The sequence below is a fragment of the Ruicaihuangia caeni genome (assembly GCF_040536845.1).
Classification (GTDB): Bacteria; Actinomycetota; Actinomycetes; order Actinomycetales; family Microbacteriaceae; genus Ruicaihuangia; species Ruicaihuangia caeni.
On sequence record NZ_CP159582.1, the window covers coordinates 1,688,370 to 1,704,075 of the forward strand.

Below are 15,706 nucleotides of genomic sequence, written 5' to 3' on the forward strand. Positions count from 1 at the left end.
AGGGGGTCGCTGATCCCGACCCCCTGCGCTCCTTCCTTTCTGAGGAATCCCGCACCACCCTGGCACCCGACCCGAAGGGAGCTGAGATGGGCATCACACGACTCGACCGCGATGAATCCGGTATCGGCCTCATCGAGATCGTGGTGTCGATCTTCCTGCTCGGCCTGCTCGCGATCTCCGCGTTGCCGCTCATCATCAACGGCATGACGACATCGCAGCGCACCGCGACGCTCAGCACAGCGAGCCAGCTCGTCAGCAGCGAGCTCGAGCGCGTGCGCGCGCTTGGTGCTCCATTGGCGTGCGGTACCGTGACCGCGCTCGCTGGGTCTGCTCCCGTCGTCACTGACACTCGCGGTGTGCAGTACCAGCCCACTGTCTCGGTGGGGGCGTGCCCTGGGTCATACCCGGGCACTATTGCGGTCTCCGTGCGGGTCACCGATGCGTCGAACGGCGACGAACTCGCACGCGCCGCAACCAGCGTGCTCGTGGAGCAGCCGTGATGCCGCCCGGCGGAGTCATCTCCGGCGCTGTTCGTCGTTCGACCCGCGCCAGCTTCAGGGCGGGGGAGAGCGGGTTCACCCTCATCGAGCTGCTCGTCTACATGCTGCTCTCGCTGGTCGTGCTGACCATCGCCGGCGGGCTGCTGATCAACTCACTCATCACGCAGCGCACGGTCGCTGACTCCGCCGAATCCACGAACTCTGGGCAACTCGTCGCCCGCGCGGTGACCGCGGCAGTGCGTGACGCCGCAGCGGTGCGCGCGGTCTCGGGCGACCCGGCGATCCTTCTGGTGCAGGTGGTCGACGACGCCCGAGCGACTCCGCCCACCGCTCACTGCGAGGCATTCCTCGTGGGCTCCGGCGAAGTGCGCACGACGCGCTACGCGGGCGGCAGCGCCCCGGCCGACGACGCGAGCGTCGCCGGCTGGCTCACCTCTGCCGCGGGCACGGCCGACACCTGGTCGCTGCTCGCAACCGGCGCGCAGCCGCACACCGGCCCGAGCGGCATCCCGGCCCCGGTATTCACCGCTTCGGCACCCGATGCCGCCGCGATCGTGCTCGACGTCGCGAACGGCGACGGCGTCACGGTGCTCATCGATACTTCGGCCACTAGCCGGCAGCCCGCCCTGACAGGAGTGACTCCGACATGCTTCTGAACCGCATCGACCTCTCGGCGCAGCACCCCGGCAGTCACTCCCGCCGGCGATGGTCTCGCATTCGGCGCACGGCGCATGACGACGGAGGCGGCGCCATGATCGCCGTCATCGGTGTCATGGCGGTACTCGCCATCGTGACAGCGACGGTCACGGTCGTGACTACGCAGGCGATCGGCGTTTCGTCCAGTTCGCGCGCAGCGGTGCAAGCGCGAGCCGCCGCCGAGGCCGGCGTCGACGTCGCCACCGCCGCGCTGATGAGCCCGGGCGCATGCATCGACGTGATCGACTCGCCGGCAGGCAGCGTGCCGCGCTACTCGGTCGTCATCCAACACGATGATGGCGGGGGTTGGGTCGCTGGCTGCCCAAGCACCACGTCGAGCGAAGTGCGCATCCTGTCCACAGGCTTCGCCGAGTCGAAAGGTGTCGCGGGTGTCTCAGGTGGCGATCAGCTGACGATCGAAACCGTGCACTCGTACGACCCGATCATCACCCACGTGCCAGTTGCCGGTTCGGCGGTTTATGCCTACGACATGGTCGGTGTGCTGAGGAGCTTCGAGTTGAACTCGCCCGACCAGAGCCTCGCGACCTCAGTAACCGTGAAACAAGGCGACGTGAAGTGCTCGAATAACGCCAACGTTGGAGGCGACCTCATCGTCGGCGACGGGAATGCGGATCTCGACAACTGCAACGTCACTGGATCGGTGTACGTGAACGGCAACACGAGCATCTACCGCGGCACCATTGGGGGAGTAGTGCGGGGAACGGGTACGGGCTCCGTGACCAACGCCACCATCGTCGGATCGCCGCCCACGCAGTTCGGCGCGGGCGTGTCGATCCCTTCCATTCCTGAGTGGGTCGATGTCCCCGGCGACCACGCGCACTGGGCCTCGCACGGCTACAACATCGTCGAGTGGACGGGCCCCTGCACGATCAATAAGTTCACCGCCGGATGGAACAACATGGTGAACTACACGACGCCCACCGTGATCGATTTCCGCACGCAGTGCCCCACCACCAAAGTCACGACCGAGAGCAACCTCGATCCGGTGACGATCAATACCGACATCGTGCTGCTTGCGCACGAGTTCCTGTTCGACAAGCTGTACTTCAACGCCACTCAAGACCGCAAGCTCCACTTCATCGTGCCGGACGACGTCGCGGGCGACGGGCCCACGTGCGCTCCGCCACCCGGTCTCACGGGGAACATCTATCACGCTGATGAGACGGTGTTCGGCACGCACGTCGCGGCCATCGCGTACACGCCTTGCAAGGTGAAGAGCGACCGCAAGGGCTTCCAGGGCCAGTTCTACGGCGGGGAGGTCGAATTCAATCAGCAAGCCGAGATCACCTTCGTGCCGGTGGGCATCCCTGGCGTCGATCTCACCGACGGCATGACGCAGCCAGTCCAGACGGGGGCGACCCTCGGTGCGAGGCTGAGCTATCGCGACGTGCCGGCGGGCGGCTGATGGTCGCCACGCTCAGCGCAGTCTTCGGGCTGCTCATCGGTTCATTCCTGAACGTCGTGGTGCATCGCGTGCCCGCCCGGCGCTCGATCGTGAGCCCGCCCAGCGCGTGCACCCACTGCGGCAATCGCATCCGGGCCATCGACAACATCCCGGTGGTCTCGTGGATCGCGCTCCGCGGCAGGTGTCGGCACTGCGCCGCGCCGATCTCCATGCGATACCCGCTCGTCGAGGCCGGCACCGCGCTCGCCTTCGGCCTCGTCGCGTGGTGGTCGCTCGCGCAGACCACTGAGGCTCCGGCCGCATCGCGCTACATCGAACTCGGCGCGTACCTCTATCTCGCCGCGGTGAGCATCGCGCTGGCGCTCATCGACCTCGACACCCACACGCTCCCGAACCGCATCGTGCTGCCCTCCTACCTGGTTGCCGGGGCTGCGCTCTCCGCCGCAGCGCTCATCGCGGGCACCCCCGAGGTGCTCGTGCGAGCCGCCATCGGCGCCGGCATCCTGTTCGCCGCCTACCTGCTGCTCGCGCTCATCGTGCCGCGCGGAATGGGCATGGGCGATGTGAAGCTCGCGGGCGTGCTCGGGCTGTATCTTGCGTATCAGGGATGGGGGCAGCTCACGGTGGGAGCGTTCGCGGCCTTCGTGCTCGGGGGAGTGTTCGGGGTGGCGCTGCTGCTCGCTCGCAAGGCGAAGCGCGGCAGCGGAATCCCGTTCGGGCCGTGGATGATCGCAGGCGCGTGGCTGGGCCTCGTCATCGGGGAGCCCATCGCCAGTGGCTACCTCGCACTGATCGGCCTCTGACCCACGCGAACAGTTCTCGACGACCCAGCAGCAGCCCACAAGCACTGACCGACCCAGCACCACTCACTTCGAACAACAGCACACCAGGGGGGACCATGGCCACGCGAATCGTCGGCCTCGACATCGGTGATGGCAGCATCCGCGCCGCCGAAGTCACCGCTGCGACCTCGTCGCGCCCGGCGCTCACCAAGCTGCGCCACATGCCGCTGCCCCACGGGGCGGTGCGCGGAGGTGAGGTGATCGAGCACAACACGGTTGTCACCGCCCTCAAGCAGTTGTGGGCCGATGGCAAGTTCAAGAGCCGTCGGGTCGTGCTCGGCATGGGCAACCAGAAGGTGATGGTGCGCGAGCTCACCGTGCAGCGCGCCCCGCTCGAGCAGATCAAGCAGGGCCTGCCCTTTCACGTGCAGGAGATGCTGCCCGTGCCGGTCGACGATGCGCTGCTCGACTTCTACCCCGCTACCGAGGCGCAGGGCGAGCACGGGCCCGTCGTTAACGGTCTGCTCATCGCCGCGGTGAAAGAAGCTGTCGTGGCGAACGTCAAGGCGGTGGAGGCAGCGGGACTGACCCCTGCCGGCGTCGATCTCATCCCGTTCGCGCTGTATCGCGCGCTCGTGCCCAACCCGACCGAGGGCGAGATCGTCGCGGTCATCGACGTCGGCTCGACCACCACCAACGTCGTCATCGCGCGCGGGCACGTGCCGCTGTTCGTGCGCATCGTGCCCATGGGCGGCGACGATGTGACCAAGGCGCTGGTGCGCCGACTCGAGCTCGATGCGGAGGATGCTGACACGCTGAAGCGCCGGCTCGGACTCGCGCTCGAAGGGGTCGCGCCCGAAGACGTGCACGCCGTCGAGGTGATCCGCGAGGCGACCAACGAACTGCTGCGCAGCATCTCGAACACGCTCGCCTACTTCTCCCACCAGCAGAAGGGCGCGGCGATCGACCGGATGTTCCTGGTCGGAGGCGGCGCCCAGTTGTCCGGGTTCAGCGAAGCTCTGATGGAGCTGACGCGCGCTGAGGTGCGCGACGGCGATGTCTTCGTCGACCTGAAGGTCCCCGACACTGTGCGAGAGAGTGTCCCCGCCGAGCGGAGCCATTCGTTCGCGACGGCACTCGGCCTCGTGAGAGGAGCCCGCTGATGGCACGCAACAACGGCTTGATCATCGGCCCTCCGGCACGTGCCGATCTCATGCCTCCCGAGGTCGGCCAGCGTGCCAAAGCTCGCACGACGCGCGGCCTCATGATGCTTGCGGTGGTCGCCGCGGTCGGCGTCGTCGTCGCGGGGTACCTCGTTGCCATGCGCTACAGCGACATCACCCGGGGCGCGCTCGAGCAGGCGCAGAACCGCACGATCGAGCTCCTCGGCGAACAGGCGAAGTACAGCGAGGCGAGCATTCTCGAGACCCAGATCGACCAGCTTCAGACCGCTCGAGAGTTCGGCATGAGAACCGAGGTGCTGTGGGCCGAGGTGCTCGCACCAGCGCGAAAGCAGCTTCCGCCCGGCGCGAGGCTGGTGGCGCTCGACCTGCTTACTGATGTGCCTTGGGCTGCTCCCATGGGTCCCTCCGGTCCTCTTCGTCAGCCGCGCGTAGCGAGCGTTGCCTTTCAGGTCGCCACGCCGGACTTGCCGACGATGACAGATTGGTCGAGAGCCGTCGGCGAGATGAAGGGCGTCGCCGACGTGACCATTGACGCTTCCGTTTGGGAGAAGGAGCGGAATGCCTACGTCACCGTCATCACCATGAACGTCGACGGAGAGTGGCTCGCAGAACGCTTCGCGGCTGACGAAGAGGAGGACGACCAATGACCGCAACGAGGATGTGGGTCATCGGTGGTGCTGTCGTCGCGGCACTCGTCATCGTTCTGGGCTGGTTCCTGGCGGTGATGCCCGTGCTCGGCACTGCTACTGCGGCGACAGAGGAGCGTCGCACGGTCGAGGCGCTGAATGTCGCCCACGAGGCTCGCCTTGTCGAGATGCGGACGCAGCACGATAACCTCAGCGTCATTCGCGCGAAGGTCGATACGCTCCGCGAGACGCTTCCCGCGTCCTGGCAATACGAAGATCTCGTGGATTACCTCGCGAATGCCGCGGGCAACAACGCGACGCACATCGTCTCGTTCTTATTCGAAGAGGGCGAGGCGCCTGAAGCCGAGGCCGTCCCCGCCCCGGCGACGGCTGCTCCTCAAGAGCCAAATGCAGGCGAAGGCTCCGCCAGCGAAGGGTCGACTAACGACGGAGGGGCTGCAGCGCAGCCCAACGCGGTTCCGGTGCAGGTGTCGGTTCCTGAAGGGTTGCACTCTATTCCGTTCACCATGACGGTCGATGCCGATGAGGAAGGCTTCATCGGCTTCTTGAACGCGCTGCAGTCGTCGGACAGGCTCGTACTCGCAACGTCGACGTCATGGTCGCTCGAAGGCGGCTCCGACGGTGGCCCAGGCGGCACGGTCGCGGGTTTCCTGTACGTGGTACCCGATGCTCAAGCGATCGCTGGGGCAGGCTAGTTCGCCGACAGAGCTCATCGGTGCCCACGTCGACCTCTTTCGGGAACGGAAGGTCGCCGCAGAACCGACGCTTCGCAGCCGGTGGCGAGGCCCACTCACGTTGCTAAAGTGCAAACATCGCGACGGTTCGCCGCTGATGGCACCGTCTTTGCGCACAGGGTAGGAGCCAACATGAGCAACGAGACCCCGCACCGCGACGAGCCGTCGCGCGACCCCGAATTCGGTGGAGACGAAATCATCCGCCCAGCCGACGAATCCGGTCGCACACCATCTGATGACCCGCTTCGCGACGCCGCCGAGGCTCCCTCGGAAGACGACGCGTTGCGTGCCGCCGCCGAGCACGACGCGCGTCGAACGGAGGCTGAGCGCATGGCCGCGCGCGACGAGGCCGAGCGCGAGGCCGGGTTCGAGTCGGCGATGAACCGTGACAACGAAGGCCTAGGCGCTGAACCGGGCGTCGCCCATGGCGCGACTCCCGTGTCCGACGAAAGCGGCCGCCGCGCCGACCGCGGCGATGACGAGGTGCGCGATGCGCACGAGTTCCACCGCGACGATGCGCGCGACGATCGCGACGTGAGCCGCGACCGCGGCGAGCCGACGCCGCTCATCGAACCGGAGTCTCGGCCGGCGTACACGCCGGCGCCAGCCCCGCCGGCGCCCGCCGCCCCTGTTGCGCCCGGTGCTGCCGGTGTCGCCGACGAGCGCGATTGGGATGTCGGCACCCCGGCGACCGTCCAGGCCTCCTCTGAGACGGTGGCTCCGACCACCGCGGAGCCCGTCGCGAGCGCGCCCGCGTCCGCACCGGAGGCGGCCACGGCCGCGTACCCCGCGGCGGCCGCCACCACCGCGTACCCCTCGGCCCCCGCTGAGCCCGTGCAGCCGCAGGTGGTCTATGTCACCCAGCCGAACCCGCCCCGTGACCGGGGGAACCGCGGCATCGGAGCGCTGCTCGCCATCGCCGCCGCCATCATCTTCGCGCTGCTCTACGCCGGGGCTGCCATGCTGCTGATCACCGTCGCGAACCAGGGCGTGTTCGAGGTCGACTCCGTCACCTCGTTCTTCCTGAACGCGGCGTTCTGGGCACCGGTCGCCGTGTTCGCCGTCACCTATGTGCTGCTGGCGGTGCTCGTCAACAGGGCCGGTTGGTGGGCACACGCGCTCGGTGGCCTCGTGGTCGCGCTCCTCACGTACTTCTCGTTCGTGGCGGTCGCGGTCTGGAGCGCCGGCGGCACGGTCGACGACTTCCGCCGCCTCGACCTCTGGTTCCACCCGCTCGCAGTGTCGGTATTCGTGCTGGCGCGGGAGGTTCCCATCTGGTTCGGCGCGGCGATCGGAGCGCGCGGCCGACGCGTCCGTGCCCGCAACATCGAGGCGCGAGAGCAGTACGAGCGCGAGCAGGCCGCAGCGCGAGCCGAGGCGAACATCACCTACCGCTGATCGCACCGCTGGCCGCACAGCAGGCCGCAGCGACTCTCGTGGCGACTCTGGCGCAACGTGCCGCGAGGCGCTGTGGCGGCCCGCGCCGCCACGGTCGCGCGGGCGGGCGAGCACCGGTGCTCACGGCATCCGTTCACAGTGAATACGCGGCTGGAAGCATTTGACCGGCTTGCCTGCCCGCGACTATTCTTGCTCGGGTGTGTGCTTCGGCACCCGTTCGTGCGTGCCTGAAAACGATACGCGAGAACAGCGGAGGCCGCACCGAAGTCGGGTTGCGTCACGGGTTCATCCCCGCGAGCTGCCCCCACGGCATACTCACCGCGAGATCCGCGACGCTCGTCGCGGACGGTGGGTCTGATGACGAACATCGAACCGCTGTCACCGTGCAGCACCAACAAGGAGCAATTTCAGTGCCAACTATTCAGCAGTTGGTCCGAAAGGGTCGCACGCCCAAGGTCGCGAAGACCAAGGCGCCCGCCCTGAAGGCCAACCCCCAGCAGCGCGGCGTGTGCACGCGTGTGTACACCACCACCCCGAAGAAGCCGAACTCGGCCCTTCGCAAGGTCGCCCGCGTGAAGCTCTCCAACGGCACCGAGGTCACCGCCTACATCCCCGGCGAGGGCCACAACCTGCAGGAGCACTCGATGGTGCTCGTGCGCGGCGGTCGTGTGAAGGACCTCCCCGGCGTGCGCTACAAGATCGTGCGCGGTGCGCTCGACACCCAGGCCGTGAAGAACCGCAAGCAGGCCCGCAGCCGCTACGGCGCGAAGATGGAGAAGAAGTAATGCCTCGCAAGGGACCTGCTCCGAAGCGCCCGGTCGTCGCCGACCCGGTCTACAACGCACCCATCGTCAGCCAGCTGGTGAACAAGATCCTGCTCGACGGCAAGAAGGGCCTCGCAGAGCGCATCGTCTACGGCGCGCTCGAGAACGTGGCCAACAAGTCGGGCCAGGATGCCGTGACCGTGCTCAAGAAGGCGCTCGACAACGTGCGCCCCACCCTCGAGGTCCGCAGCCGCCGCGTCGGCGGCTCGACCTACCAGGTGCCGGTCGAGGTCAAGCCTCACCGTGCGAACACGCTCGCCCTCCGCTGGCTCACGAGCTACGCCAAGGCTCGTCGTGAGAAGACGATGACCGACCGCCTCACCAACGAGATCCTCGACGCTTCGAACGGCCTCGGCGCCGCGGTCAAGCGCCGTGAGGACACTCACAAGATGGCCGAGTCCAACAAGGCGTTCGCGCACTACCGCTGGTAAGAACCAGTGCCGGATGCCGCGGCCACCGCACAACGGAGGCTCGCGGCATCCGGTAACGAAATCGCTCCAACCCCACAACGGAGGAACCCCGTGGCACTCGACGTGCTCACCGACCTGAAGAAGGTCCGCAACATCGGCATCATGGCGCACATCGATGCCGGAAAGACCACCACCACCGAGCGCATCCTGTTCTACACGGGTGTGAACCACAAGATCGGTGAGTCGCACGACGGTGCCGCGACCATGGACTGGATGGCGCAGGAGCAGGAGCGCGGCATCACGATCACGTCGGCCGCCACGACCTGCTTCTGGAACGGCACCCAGATCAACATCATCGACACGCCGGGCCACGTCGACTTCACCGTCGAGGTGGAGCGCTCGCTTCGCGTGCTCGATGGCGCCGTCGCCGTGTTCGACGGCAAGGAAGGTGTCGAGCCGCAGTCCGAGACGGTGTGGCGCCAGGCCGACAAGTACAACGTTCCGCGCATCTGCTTCGTCAACAAGATGGACAAGCTCGGCGCCGACTTCTACTTCACGGTCGACACCATCATCAAGCGCCTCGGCGCGAAGCCGCTCGTGCTGCAGCTGCCCATCGGCTCGGAGAGCGACTTCGTGGGCGTGGTCGATCTGGTCGAGATGAAGGCCCTCGTGTGGCCCGGCGACGCCAAGGGCGATGTGACCATGGGCGCCTCGTACGAGACGACCGAGATCCCCGCCGAGCTCAAGGAGAAGGCTGAGGAGTACCACCAGCAGCTCCTCGAGACCGTCGCCGAGACCGACGACGCGCTCCTGGAGAAGTTCTTCGGCGGCGAAGAGATCACCATCCCCGAGATCAAGGCTGCGATTCGCAAGCTCGTGATCAACAGCGAGATCTACCCGGTGCTCTGCGGCTCGGCGTTCAAGAACCGCGGCGTGCAGCCTATGCTCGACGCGGTCGTCGACTACCTCCCCAGCCCGCTCGACGTCGAGGCCGTCGAGGCCCACGACGTGCGCGACGAGGAGAAGGTCGTCGAGCGCCGTCCCGACGCGAACGAGCCCTTCGCGGCACTCGCGTTCAAGGTCGCCGTGCACCCGTTCTTCGGCCGCCTCACCTATGTGCGCGTCTACTCGGGTCGTGCCGACTCCGGCGCCCAGGTCGTCAACTCGACCAAGGGCAAGAAGGAGCGCATCGGCAAGATCTTCCAGATGCACGCCAACAAGGAGAACCCGGTCGACAGCATCACCGCCGGGCACATCTACGCGGTCATCGGCCTCAAGGACACCACCACTGGTGACACCCTCTGCGACCCGAACGCCCAGGTCGTGCTCGAGTCGATGACGTTCCCGGAGCCGGTGATCGAGGTCGCCATCGAGCCGAACACCAAGGCCGACCAGGAGAAGCTCGGCACCGCGATCCAGAAGCTCGCTGAAGAAGACCCGACGTTCCGCGTCGAGCTCAACCCCGAGACCGGCCAGACCGTCATCAAGGGCATGGGTGAGCTGCACCTCGACATCCTCGTCGACCGCATGAAGCGCGAGTTCAAGGTCGAGGCGAACGTCGGCAAGCCGCAGGTCGCATACCGCGAGACCCTCAAGAAGACGGTCGAGAAGTACGACTACACCCACAAGAAGCAGACTGGTGGCTCCGGTCAGTTCGCGAAGGTCCAGATCTCTCTCGAGCCCATGGCGGTCGAGGGCGACAAGATCTACGAGTTCGAGAGCCAGGTCACGGGTGGCCGCGTGCCTCGCGAGTACATTCCTTCGGTGGATGCCGGCATCCGCGACGCCATGAACACCGGCGTGCTTGCGGGCTTCCCGACCGTGGGTGTGAAGGCCATCCTGGTGGATGGTGCTTACCACGACGTCGACTCCTCGGAGATGGCGTTCAAGATCGCCGGTTCGATGGCCTACAAGGAGGCCGCTCGGAAGGCGAACCCGGTTCTGCTCGAGCCGTTGATGGCCGTCGAGGTGCGCACCCCTGAGGAGTACATGGGTGACGTCATCGGCGACCTGAACTCGCGGCGCGGTCAGATCCAGTCGATGGAGGACGCCACCGGCGTCAAGGTGGTGCGTGCGAGCGTGCCGCTGTCGGAGATGTTCGGATACGTGGGCGACCTTCGGTCGAAGACCTCGGGTCGCGCCGTGTACTCGATGAGCTTCGAGTCCTACGCGGAGGTCCCGAAGGCTGTCGCCGACGAGATCGTCCAGAAGCACAAGGGCGAATAGCCCACCGCGCGAGGGCTCGCCGAGCCCGAGTAACATAAATACACACCAACCAGTGAACGCCTCGACCATCCAGGCCGGGCGCCGACACGAGAGAGTCCTGAGGAGGACCCACAGTGGCTAAGGCCAAGTTCGAGCGGACCAAGCCGCACGTCAACATCGGAACGATCGGTCACGTCGACCACGGCAAGACCACGCTGTCTGCCGCGATCTCGAAGGTGCTTGCTGACAAGTACCCGTCGGCGACCAACGTTCAGCGCGACTTCGCGACGATCGACTCCGCTCCTGAAGAGCGCCAGCGTGGTATCACCATCAACATCTCGCACATCGAGTACGAGACGCCGAAGCGCCACTACGCGCACGTTGACGCCCCGGGTCACGCCGACTACATCAAGAACATGATCACCGGTGCCGCTCAGATGGACGGCGCGATCCTCGTGGTCGCGGCGACCGACGGCCCGATGGCTCAGACCCGTGAGCACGTGCTGCTCGCGAAGCAGGTCGGCGTTCCGTACCTCATGGTGGCCCTCAACAAGTCCGACATGGTCGACGACGAGGAGATCCTGGAGCTCGTCGAGCTCGAGGTTCGCGAGCTGCTGTCGAGCCAGGGCTTCCCCGGCGACGACGCTCCGGTCGTTCGCGTCTCGGCGCTCAAGGCGCTCGAGGGCGACGAGAAGTGGACGCAGTCGATCCTCGACCTCATGCAGGCCGCTGACGACAACATCCCCGACCCGGTGCGTGACCGCGACAAGCCGTTCCTCATGCCGATCGAAGACGTCTTCACGATCACCGGTCGTGGCACCGTCGTCACCGGTCGTGCCGAGCGCGGCACCCTCGCCATCAACTCCGAGGTCGAGATCGTCGGCATCCGCCCGACGCAGAAGACCACCGTCACCGGTATCGAGATGTTCCACAAGCAGCTCGACGAGGCATGGGCCGGCGAGAACTGTGGTCTGCTCCTCCGCGGCACCAAGCGCGAGGACGTCGAGCGCGGCCAGGTCGTCGTGAAGCCGGGTTCGGTCACCCCTCACACGCAGTTCGAGGGCACCGCCTACATCCTGTCGAAGGATGAGGGTGGCCGTCACAACCCGTTCTACGGCAACTACCGCCCGCAGTTCTACTTCCGTACCACCGACGTCACCGGCGTCATCACGCTGCCCGAGGGCACCGAGATGGTCATGCCCGGCGACACCACCGACATGACGGTCGAGCTCATCCAGCCGATCGCCATGGAGGAGGGCCTCGGCTTCGCCATCCGTGAGGGTGGCCGCACCGTGGGCGCCGGTACGGTGACCAAGATCATCAAGTAGCACTCGCTCAAGTAGCACTCGCTGCAACGTCAGGGGTCGGACCTTCGGGTCCGGCCCCTTTCGCTTTCCCGCCTGCACATGCACCCGTCTGGCTGCCCACGGCCTCCTCCTGCTGTCGCGAGGATTGGTGCACCCGCGCGGGTTCCAACCCCCGCGACTGCAGCAAACCCTCGCGAGAGCGCGCGACTGCGGCAAAGCCCGCGCGCGCCCGCCGGGTACGTGCTCACGCGGCCCATATCGCCTCTTGGGCCACAGGCATCCAGTGCCATCGTTTCCGCCCGCTGTCGCGAGGGTTCAGTGCACCCGCGCGGGTTCCAACCCCCGCGCGTGCAGCAAACCCGAGCGCACCCGCGGGTTCCACCACCCGCGACTGCAGCAAACCCTTGCGGGAGCGCGCGACGGCAGCAAAGCCCGCGCGCCCCCGCCGGCTAAGTGCTCACGCGGTCCACATCGCTTTGGGCCACAGGCATCCGGTGCCGCGGTTCCACTCGCTGTCGCGAAGGTTTGCTGCACCCGCGGGTTCCACCACCCGCGACTGCAGCAAACCCTTGCGAGAGCGCGCGACGGCAGCAAAGCCCGCGCGCACCCGTCGGGGTGCGTATCGACGAGGCCCACATCCGTCTTCGGCATTCGTCTTCGGAGCAGACCCGAGCGCACCCGCCGGGGTGCGGAGGCCCACATCCGTCTTCGGCATCCGTCTTCGGCCACAGGCATCCGGTTCCACAACCTCCACCCGCTGTCGCGAGGGTTCAGGGCACCCGCGCGGGTTCCAACCCCCGCGCGTGCAGCAAACCCGAGCGCACCCGCGGGTTCCACCACCCGCGACTGCAGCAAGCCCTCGCGAGAGCGCGCGACGGCAGCAAGAGCCCGCGCGCACCCGCCGGCTAGGTGCTCACGCGGTCCACATCGCTTTGGGCCACAGGCATCCGATGCCGCGGTTCCACTCGCTGTCGCGAGGGTTTGCCGCACCCGCGCGGGTTCCAACACTCGCGACTGCAGCAAACCCTTGCGAGAGCGCGCGACGGCAGCAAAGCCGCGCGCACCCGTCGGGGTGCGTATCGACGAGGCCCACATCCGTCTTCGGCATCCGTCTTCGGCCACAGGCATCCGGTTGCACAACCTCCACCCGCTGTCGCGAGGGTTTAGTGCGCCCGCGCGGGTTCCAACACCCGCGACTGCAGCAAACCGTCGCGACAGGGCGAGCGAGGTCCGAAACTGCCCGAAAACCAACAGGCTGCGAGGATGCGGTGAACCCCGCCCCGCAGCATCCGTGCCCCGCCCGCGACTTCCGCACGATTCCGCGGAACCGCGCGCGACACGCCCGGGTTTGCGGCAATGCGAACCATGCCGCTAAACTCGTCTAGTTCAACATTCCGCGCGCTACGCGTGGATCACTGTCAGGGCAGTGCATAGACCCGCGCCTCAGGCGCGCTGAGTCTAGGCCGCGGGCAGCAGAACACGACTTGAATCGACTTCCTCCGTTCATCGGGGAGACGTGTGTGCCCGGCACCAGCTGGGCGCGTGCGCGCCGGGGGCGGAGTCGGTGAGATTTGACAGAAAAACAGTGGTGCGACAGCAGTAGTGCTACTACGGCGTCCAATGCAGCCCCCGGGATGTACGACGCCTTGACAGGAGAGAGAGTCAGAGATGGCGGGACAGAAGATCCGCATTCGACTGAAGTCGTATGACCATGAGGTCATCGACACCTCGGCGCGCAAGATCGTCGACACGGTGACCCGTGCAGGCGCGACCGTTGTAGGCCCGGTGCCCCTTCCCACTGAGAAGAACGTGGTCGTCGTGATCCGTTCGCCTCACAAGTACAAGGACAGCCGAGAGCACTTCGAGAAGCGCACCCACAAGCGCCTCATCGACATCATCGACCCGACGCCCAAGGCTGTCGACTCGCTGATGCGCCTCGACCTGCCCGCAGACGTCAACATCGAGATCAAGCTCTAAGGAGGAACCAGTGTCTGCTGCGAAGAAGACCACCAAGGGCCTCCTTGGCAAGAAGCTCGGCATGACCCAGGTCTGGGACGAGAACAACAAGCTCGTGCCCGTGACCGTGGTCGAGATCAGCCCCAACGTCGTCACCCAGATCCGCTCGGAAGAGGTCGACGGCTACAGCGCGGTTCAGATCGCTGCCGGTCAAATCGACCCCCGCAAGGTCAACAAGCCCGCCACCGGCCACTTCACCAAGGCCGGCGTGACCCCTCGCCGTCACCTCACGGAGCTCCGCACGTCGGATGCCGCTGAGTACTCGGTCGGCCAGGAGCTCACTGTCGACATCTTCGAGGCCGGTCAGCTGGTCGACGTCGTCGGCACCAGCAAGGGCAAGGGCTTCGCCGGTGTGATGAAGCGCCACAACTTTGCCGGTGTGAGCGCCTCGCACGGTGCTCACCGCAACCACCGCAAGCCCGGTTCGATCGGCGCCTCGGCCACCCCCGGCCGCGTGTTCAAGGGCCAGCGCATGGCGGGCCGCATGGGCGGCGACCGCGTGACGGTGCTCAACCTCAAGGTGCACTCGGTCGACGCCGAGAAGGGCCTGCTGCTGGTCAAGGGCGCCGTTCCCGGCGCGCGCGGCCGGCTCGTGTTCGTTCGCAACGCCGTGAAGGGAGCGTAGTTCTCATGGCTACCTCGATCGACGTCCTCGACGCCAACGGCAAGAAGGCCGGCTCCGTCGAGCTGCCCGCCGAGCTGTTCGACGTCCAGACCAACGTCCCGCTCATCCACCAGGTCGTCGTGGCGCAGCTCGCCGCAGCGCGCCAGGGCACTCACAAGACCAAGCGTCGTGGTGAGGTCTCCGGCGCCGGCCGCAAGCCGTTCAAGCAGAAGGGCACCGGCCGCGCCCGCCAGGGTTCGATCCGTGCCCCGCAGATGACCGGCGGTGGCGTGGTGCACGGCCCGCAGCCGCGCGACTACTCGCAGCGCACCCCCAAGAAGATGATCGCCGCCGCACTGCTCGGCGCGCTGTCCGACCGCGCTCGCGGTGGACGCGTGCACGTGGTCGAGGCGATCACCCCCGAGGGTCCTTCGACCAAGGGCGCGCTCTCGCTCCTGTCGAATGTCGCCCAGTCGAAGCACGTGCTCATCGTGCTCGAGCGCGACGACGACAACGCGTACCTCAGCGTGCGCAACCTGCCCACCGTGCACGTGCTGCCGGCCGACCAGCTGAACGCCTACGACGTGCTCGTGAGCGACGACATCGTCTTCACCAAGGCTGCGTTCGAAGCGTTCGTCGCGTCGAAGACCAAGAAGGAAGAGGTCAGCGCATAATGGCCGCTCTCAACAAGGACCCCCGCGAGATCATCATCGCCCCGGTCGTCAGCGAGAAGAGCTACGGCCTGATCGACGAGGGCAAGTACACGTTCATCGTGGACCCGCGCTCGAACAAGACCGAGATCAAGCTCGCGGTCGAGAAGATCTTCGGCGTGAAGGTCGCCTCGGTGAACACGCTGAACCGCGCCGGCAAGACCCGCCGCACCCGCTTCGGCATCGGCAAGCGCAAGGACACCAAGCGCGCCATCGTGACCCTGAAGTCGGGCTCCATCGACATCTTCACGGCTGTCGGATAA

16 protein-coding genes are annotated in these 15,706 nt (G+C 66.7%); all 16 read left to right on the forward strand.

Annotated elements, in window-relative coordinates; genetic code table 11:
* Positions 1–86: 86 nt before the first annotated feature.
* Entirely contained in the window at positions 87–500 is a 414-nt protein-coding gene (locus tag ABV606_RS07780; protein ID WP_353987300.1) for a hypothetical protein, read from the forward strand.
* On the forward strand, positions 500–1,156 hold the full coding sequence (locus tag ABV606_RS07785; protein ID WP_353987301.1) for a PilW family protein: 657 nt from the start codon (positions 500–502) through the stop codon (positions 1,154–1,156). Before ABV606_RS07780 ends, ABV606_RS07785 begins: the two co-directional genes overlap by 1 nt.
* The gene (locus ABV606_RS07790; protein WP_353987302.1) at positions 1,147–2,622 is read left to right on the forward strand and encodes a hypothetical protein; all 1,476 of its coding nucleotides are present in this window, start codon (positions 1,147–1,149) and stop codon (positions 2,620–2,622) included. The genes ABV606_RS07785 and ABV606_RS07790 overlap by 10 nt, the downstream gene beginning before the upstream one ends.
* Positions 2,622–3,425 (forward strand): prepilin peptidase, encoded by an 804-nt coding sequence (locus tag ABV606_RS07795; protein ID WP_353987303.1) that lies wholly within the window; start codon positions 2,622–2,624, stop codon positions 3,423–3,425. The genes ABV606_RS07790 and ABV606_RS07795 overlap by 1 nt, the downstream gene beginning before the upstream one ends.
* Before the next feature lie 95 nt (positions 3,426–3,520).
* Entirely contained in the window at positions 3,521–4,567 is a 1,047-nt protein-coding gene (pilM, locus tag ABV606_RS07800) for a type IV pilus assembly protein PilM (RefSeq protein ID WP_353987304.1), read from the forward strand.
* Positions 4,567–5,235 (forward strand): hypothetical protein, encoded by a 669-nt coding sequence (locus tag ABV606_RS07805; protein WP_353987305.1) that lies wholly within the window; start codon positions 4,567–4,569, stop codon positions 5,233–5,235. The genes pilM and ABV606_RS07805 overlap by 1 nt, the downstream gene beginning before the upstream one ends.
* On the forward strand, positions 5,232–5,930 hold the full coding sequence (locus ABV606_RS07810) for a hypothetical protein (RefSeq protein WP_281488343.1): 699 nt from the start codon (positions 5,232–5,234) through the stop codon (positions 5,928–5,930). The genes ABV606_RS07805 and ABV606_RS07810 overlap by 4 nt, the downstream gene beginning before the upstream one ends.
* Positions 5,931–6,101: 171 nt before the next feature.
* Positions 6,102–7,367, forward strand: coding sequence for a hypothetical protein (locus ABV606_RS07815; protein ID WP_353987306.1), 1,266 nt, complete (start codon positions 6,102–6,104; stop codon positions 7,365–7,367).
* Positions 7,368–7,777: 410 nt separating this feature from the next.
* Complete coding sequence (rpsL, locus tag ABV606_RS07820; protein WP_353987307.1) at positions 7,778–8,152, forward strand: 30S ribosomal protein S12; 375 nt, start codon at positions 7,778–7,780, stop codon at positions 8,150–8,152.
* Positions 8,152–8,622 (forward strand): 30S ribosomal protein S7, encoded by a 471-nt coding sequence (rpsG, locus tag ABV606_RS07825; RefSeq protein WP_281488346.1) that lies wholly within the window; start codon positions 8,152–8,154, stop codon positions 8,620–8,622. Before rpsL ends, rpsG begins: the two co-directional genes overlap by 1 nt.
* A 90-nt stretch (positions 8,623–8,712) precedes the next feature.
* Positions 8,713–10,827 carry an elongation factor G gene (gene fusA / locus ABV606_RS07830; RefSeq protein ID WP_353987308.1) on the forward strand — a complete coding sequence of 705 codons (2,115 nt, stop codon included), beginning with the start codon at positions 8,713–8,715 and terminating at the stop codon, positions 10,825–10,827.
* 113 nt (positions 10,828–10,940) lie between these two features.
* Positions 10,941–12,134: an elongation factor Tu gene (gene tuf, locus ABV606_RS07835; RefSeq protein WP_353987309.1), complete on the forward strand. Its 1,194-nt coding sequence runs from the start codon at positions 10,941–10,943 to the stop codon at positions 12,132–12,134.
* Between the two features lie 1,647 nt (positions 12,135–13,781).
* On the forward strand, positions 13,782–14,090 hold the full coding sequence (rpsJ, locus tag ABV606_RS07840) for a 30S ribosomal protein S10 (RefSeq protein WP_027479364.1): 309 nt from the start codon (positions 13,782–13,784) through the stop codon (positions 14,088–14,090).
* Between the two features lie 10 nt (positions 14,091–14,100).
* Positions 14,101–14,754 (forward strand): 50S ribosomal protein L3, encoded by a 654-nt coding sequence (gene rplC, locus ABV606_RS07845; RefSeq protein ID WP_281488349.1) that lies wholly within the window; start codon positions 14,101–14,103, stop codon positions 14,752–14,754.
* Positions 14,755–14,759: 5 nt separating this feature from the next.
* Complete coding sequence (gene rplD / locus ABV606_RS07850; protein WP_281488350.1) at positions 14,760–15,407, forward strand: 50S ribosomal protein L4; 648 nt, start codon at positions 14,760–14,762, stop codon at positions 15,405–15,407.
* Positions 15,407–15,706, forward strand: a complete 300-nt coding sequence (gene rplW, locus ABV606_RS07855) for a 50S ribosomal protein L23 (RefSeq protein WP_281488351.1) — start codon at positions 15,407–15,409, stop codon at positions 15,704–15,706. Before rplD ends, rplW begins: the two co-directional genes overlap by 1 nt.

Excerpts from the sequence above, each read along its gene's own strand:
- ABV606_RS07810 (WP_281488343.1), top strand. The coding sequence starts at position 5,232 with ATGACCGCAACGAGGATGTGGGTCATCGGTGGTGCTGTCGTCGCGGCA.
- ABV606_RS07785 (WP_353987301.1), top strand. The coding sequence starts at position 500 with ATGCCGCCCGGCGGAGTCATCTCCGGCGCTGTTCGTCGTTCGACCCGC.
- rpsG (WP_281488346.1), top strand. The coding sequence starts at position 8,152 with ATGCCTCGCAAGGGACCTGCTCCGAAGCGCCCGGTCGTCGCCGACCCG.
- pilM (WP_353987304.1), top strand. The coding sequence starts at position 3,521 with ATGGCCACGCGAATCGTCGGCCTCGACATCGGTGATGGCAGCATCCGC.
- ABV606_RS07780 (WP_353987300.1), top strand. The coding sequence starts at position 87 with ATGGGCATCACACGACTCGACCGCGATGAATCCGGTATCGGCCTCATC.
- rplW (WP_281488351.1), top strand. The coding sequence starts at position 15,407 with ATGGCCGCTCTCAACAAGGACCCCCGCGAGATCATCATCGCCCCGGTC.
- ABV606_RS07790 (WP_353987302.1), top strand. The coding sequence starts at position 1,147 with ATGCTTCTGAACCGCATCGACCTCTCGGCGCAGCACCCCGGCAGTCAC.
- ABV606_RS07805 (WP_353987305.1), top strand. The coding sequence starts at position 4,567 with ATGGCACGCAACAACGGCTTGATCATCGGCCCTCCGGCACGTGCCGAT.
- rplD (WP_281488350.1), top strand. The coding sequence starts at position 14,760 with ATGGCTACCTCGATCGACGTCCTCGACGCCAACGGCAAGAAGGCCGGC.
- ABV606_RS07815 (WP_353987306.1), top strand. The coding sequence starts at position 6,102 with ATGAGCAACGAGACCCCGCACCGCGACGAGCCGTCGCGCGACCCCGAA.
- ABV606_RS07795 (WP_353987303.1), top strand. The coding sequence starts at position 2,622 with ATGGTCGCCACGCTCAGCGCAGTCTTCGGGCTGCTCATCGGTTCATTC.
- rpsJ (WP_027479364.1), top strand. The coding sequence starts at position 13,782 with ATGGCGGGACAGAAGATCCGCATTCGACTGAAGTCGTATGACCATGAG.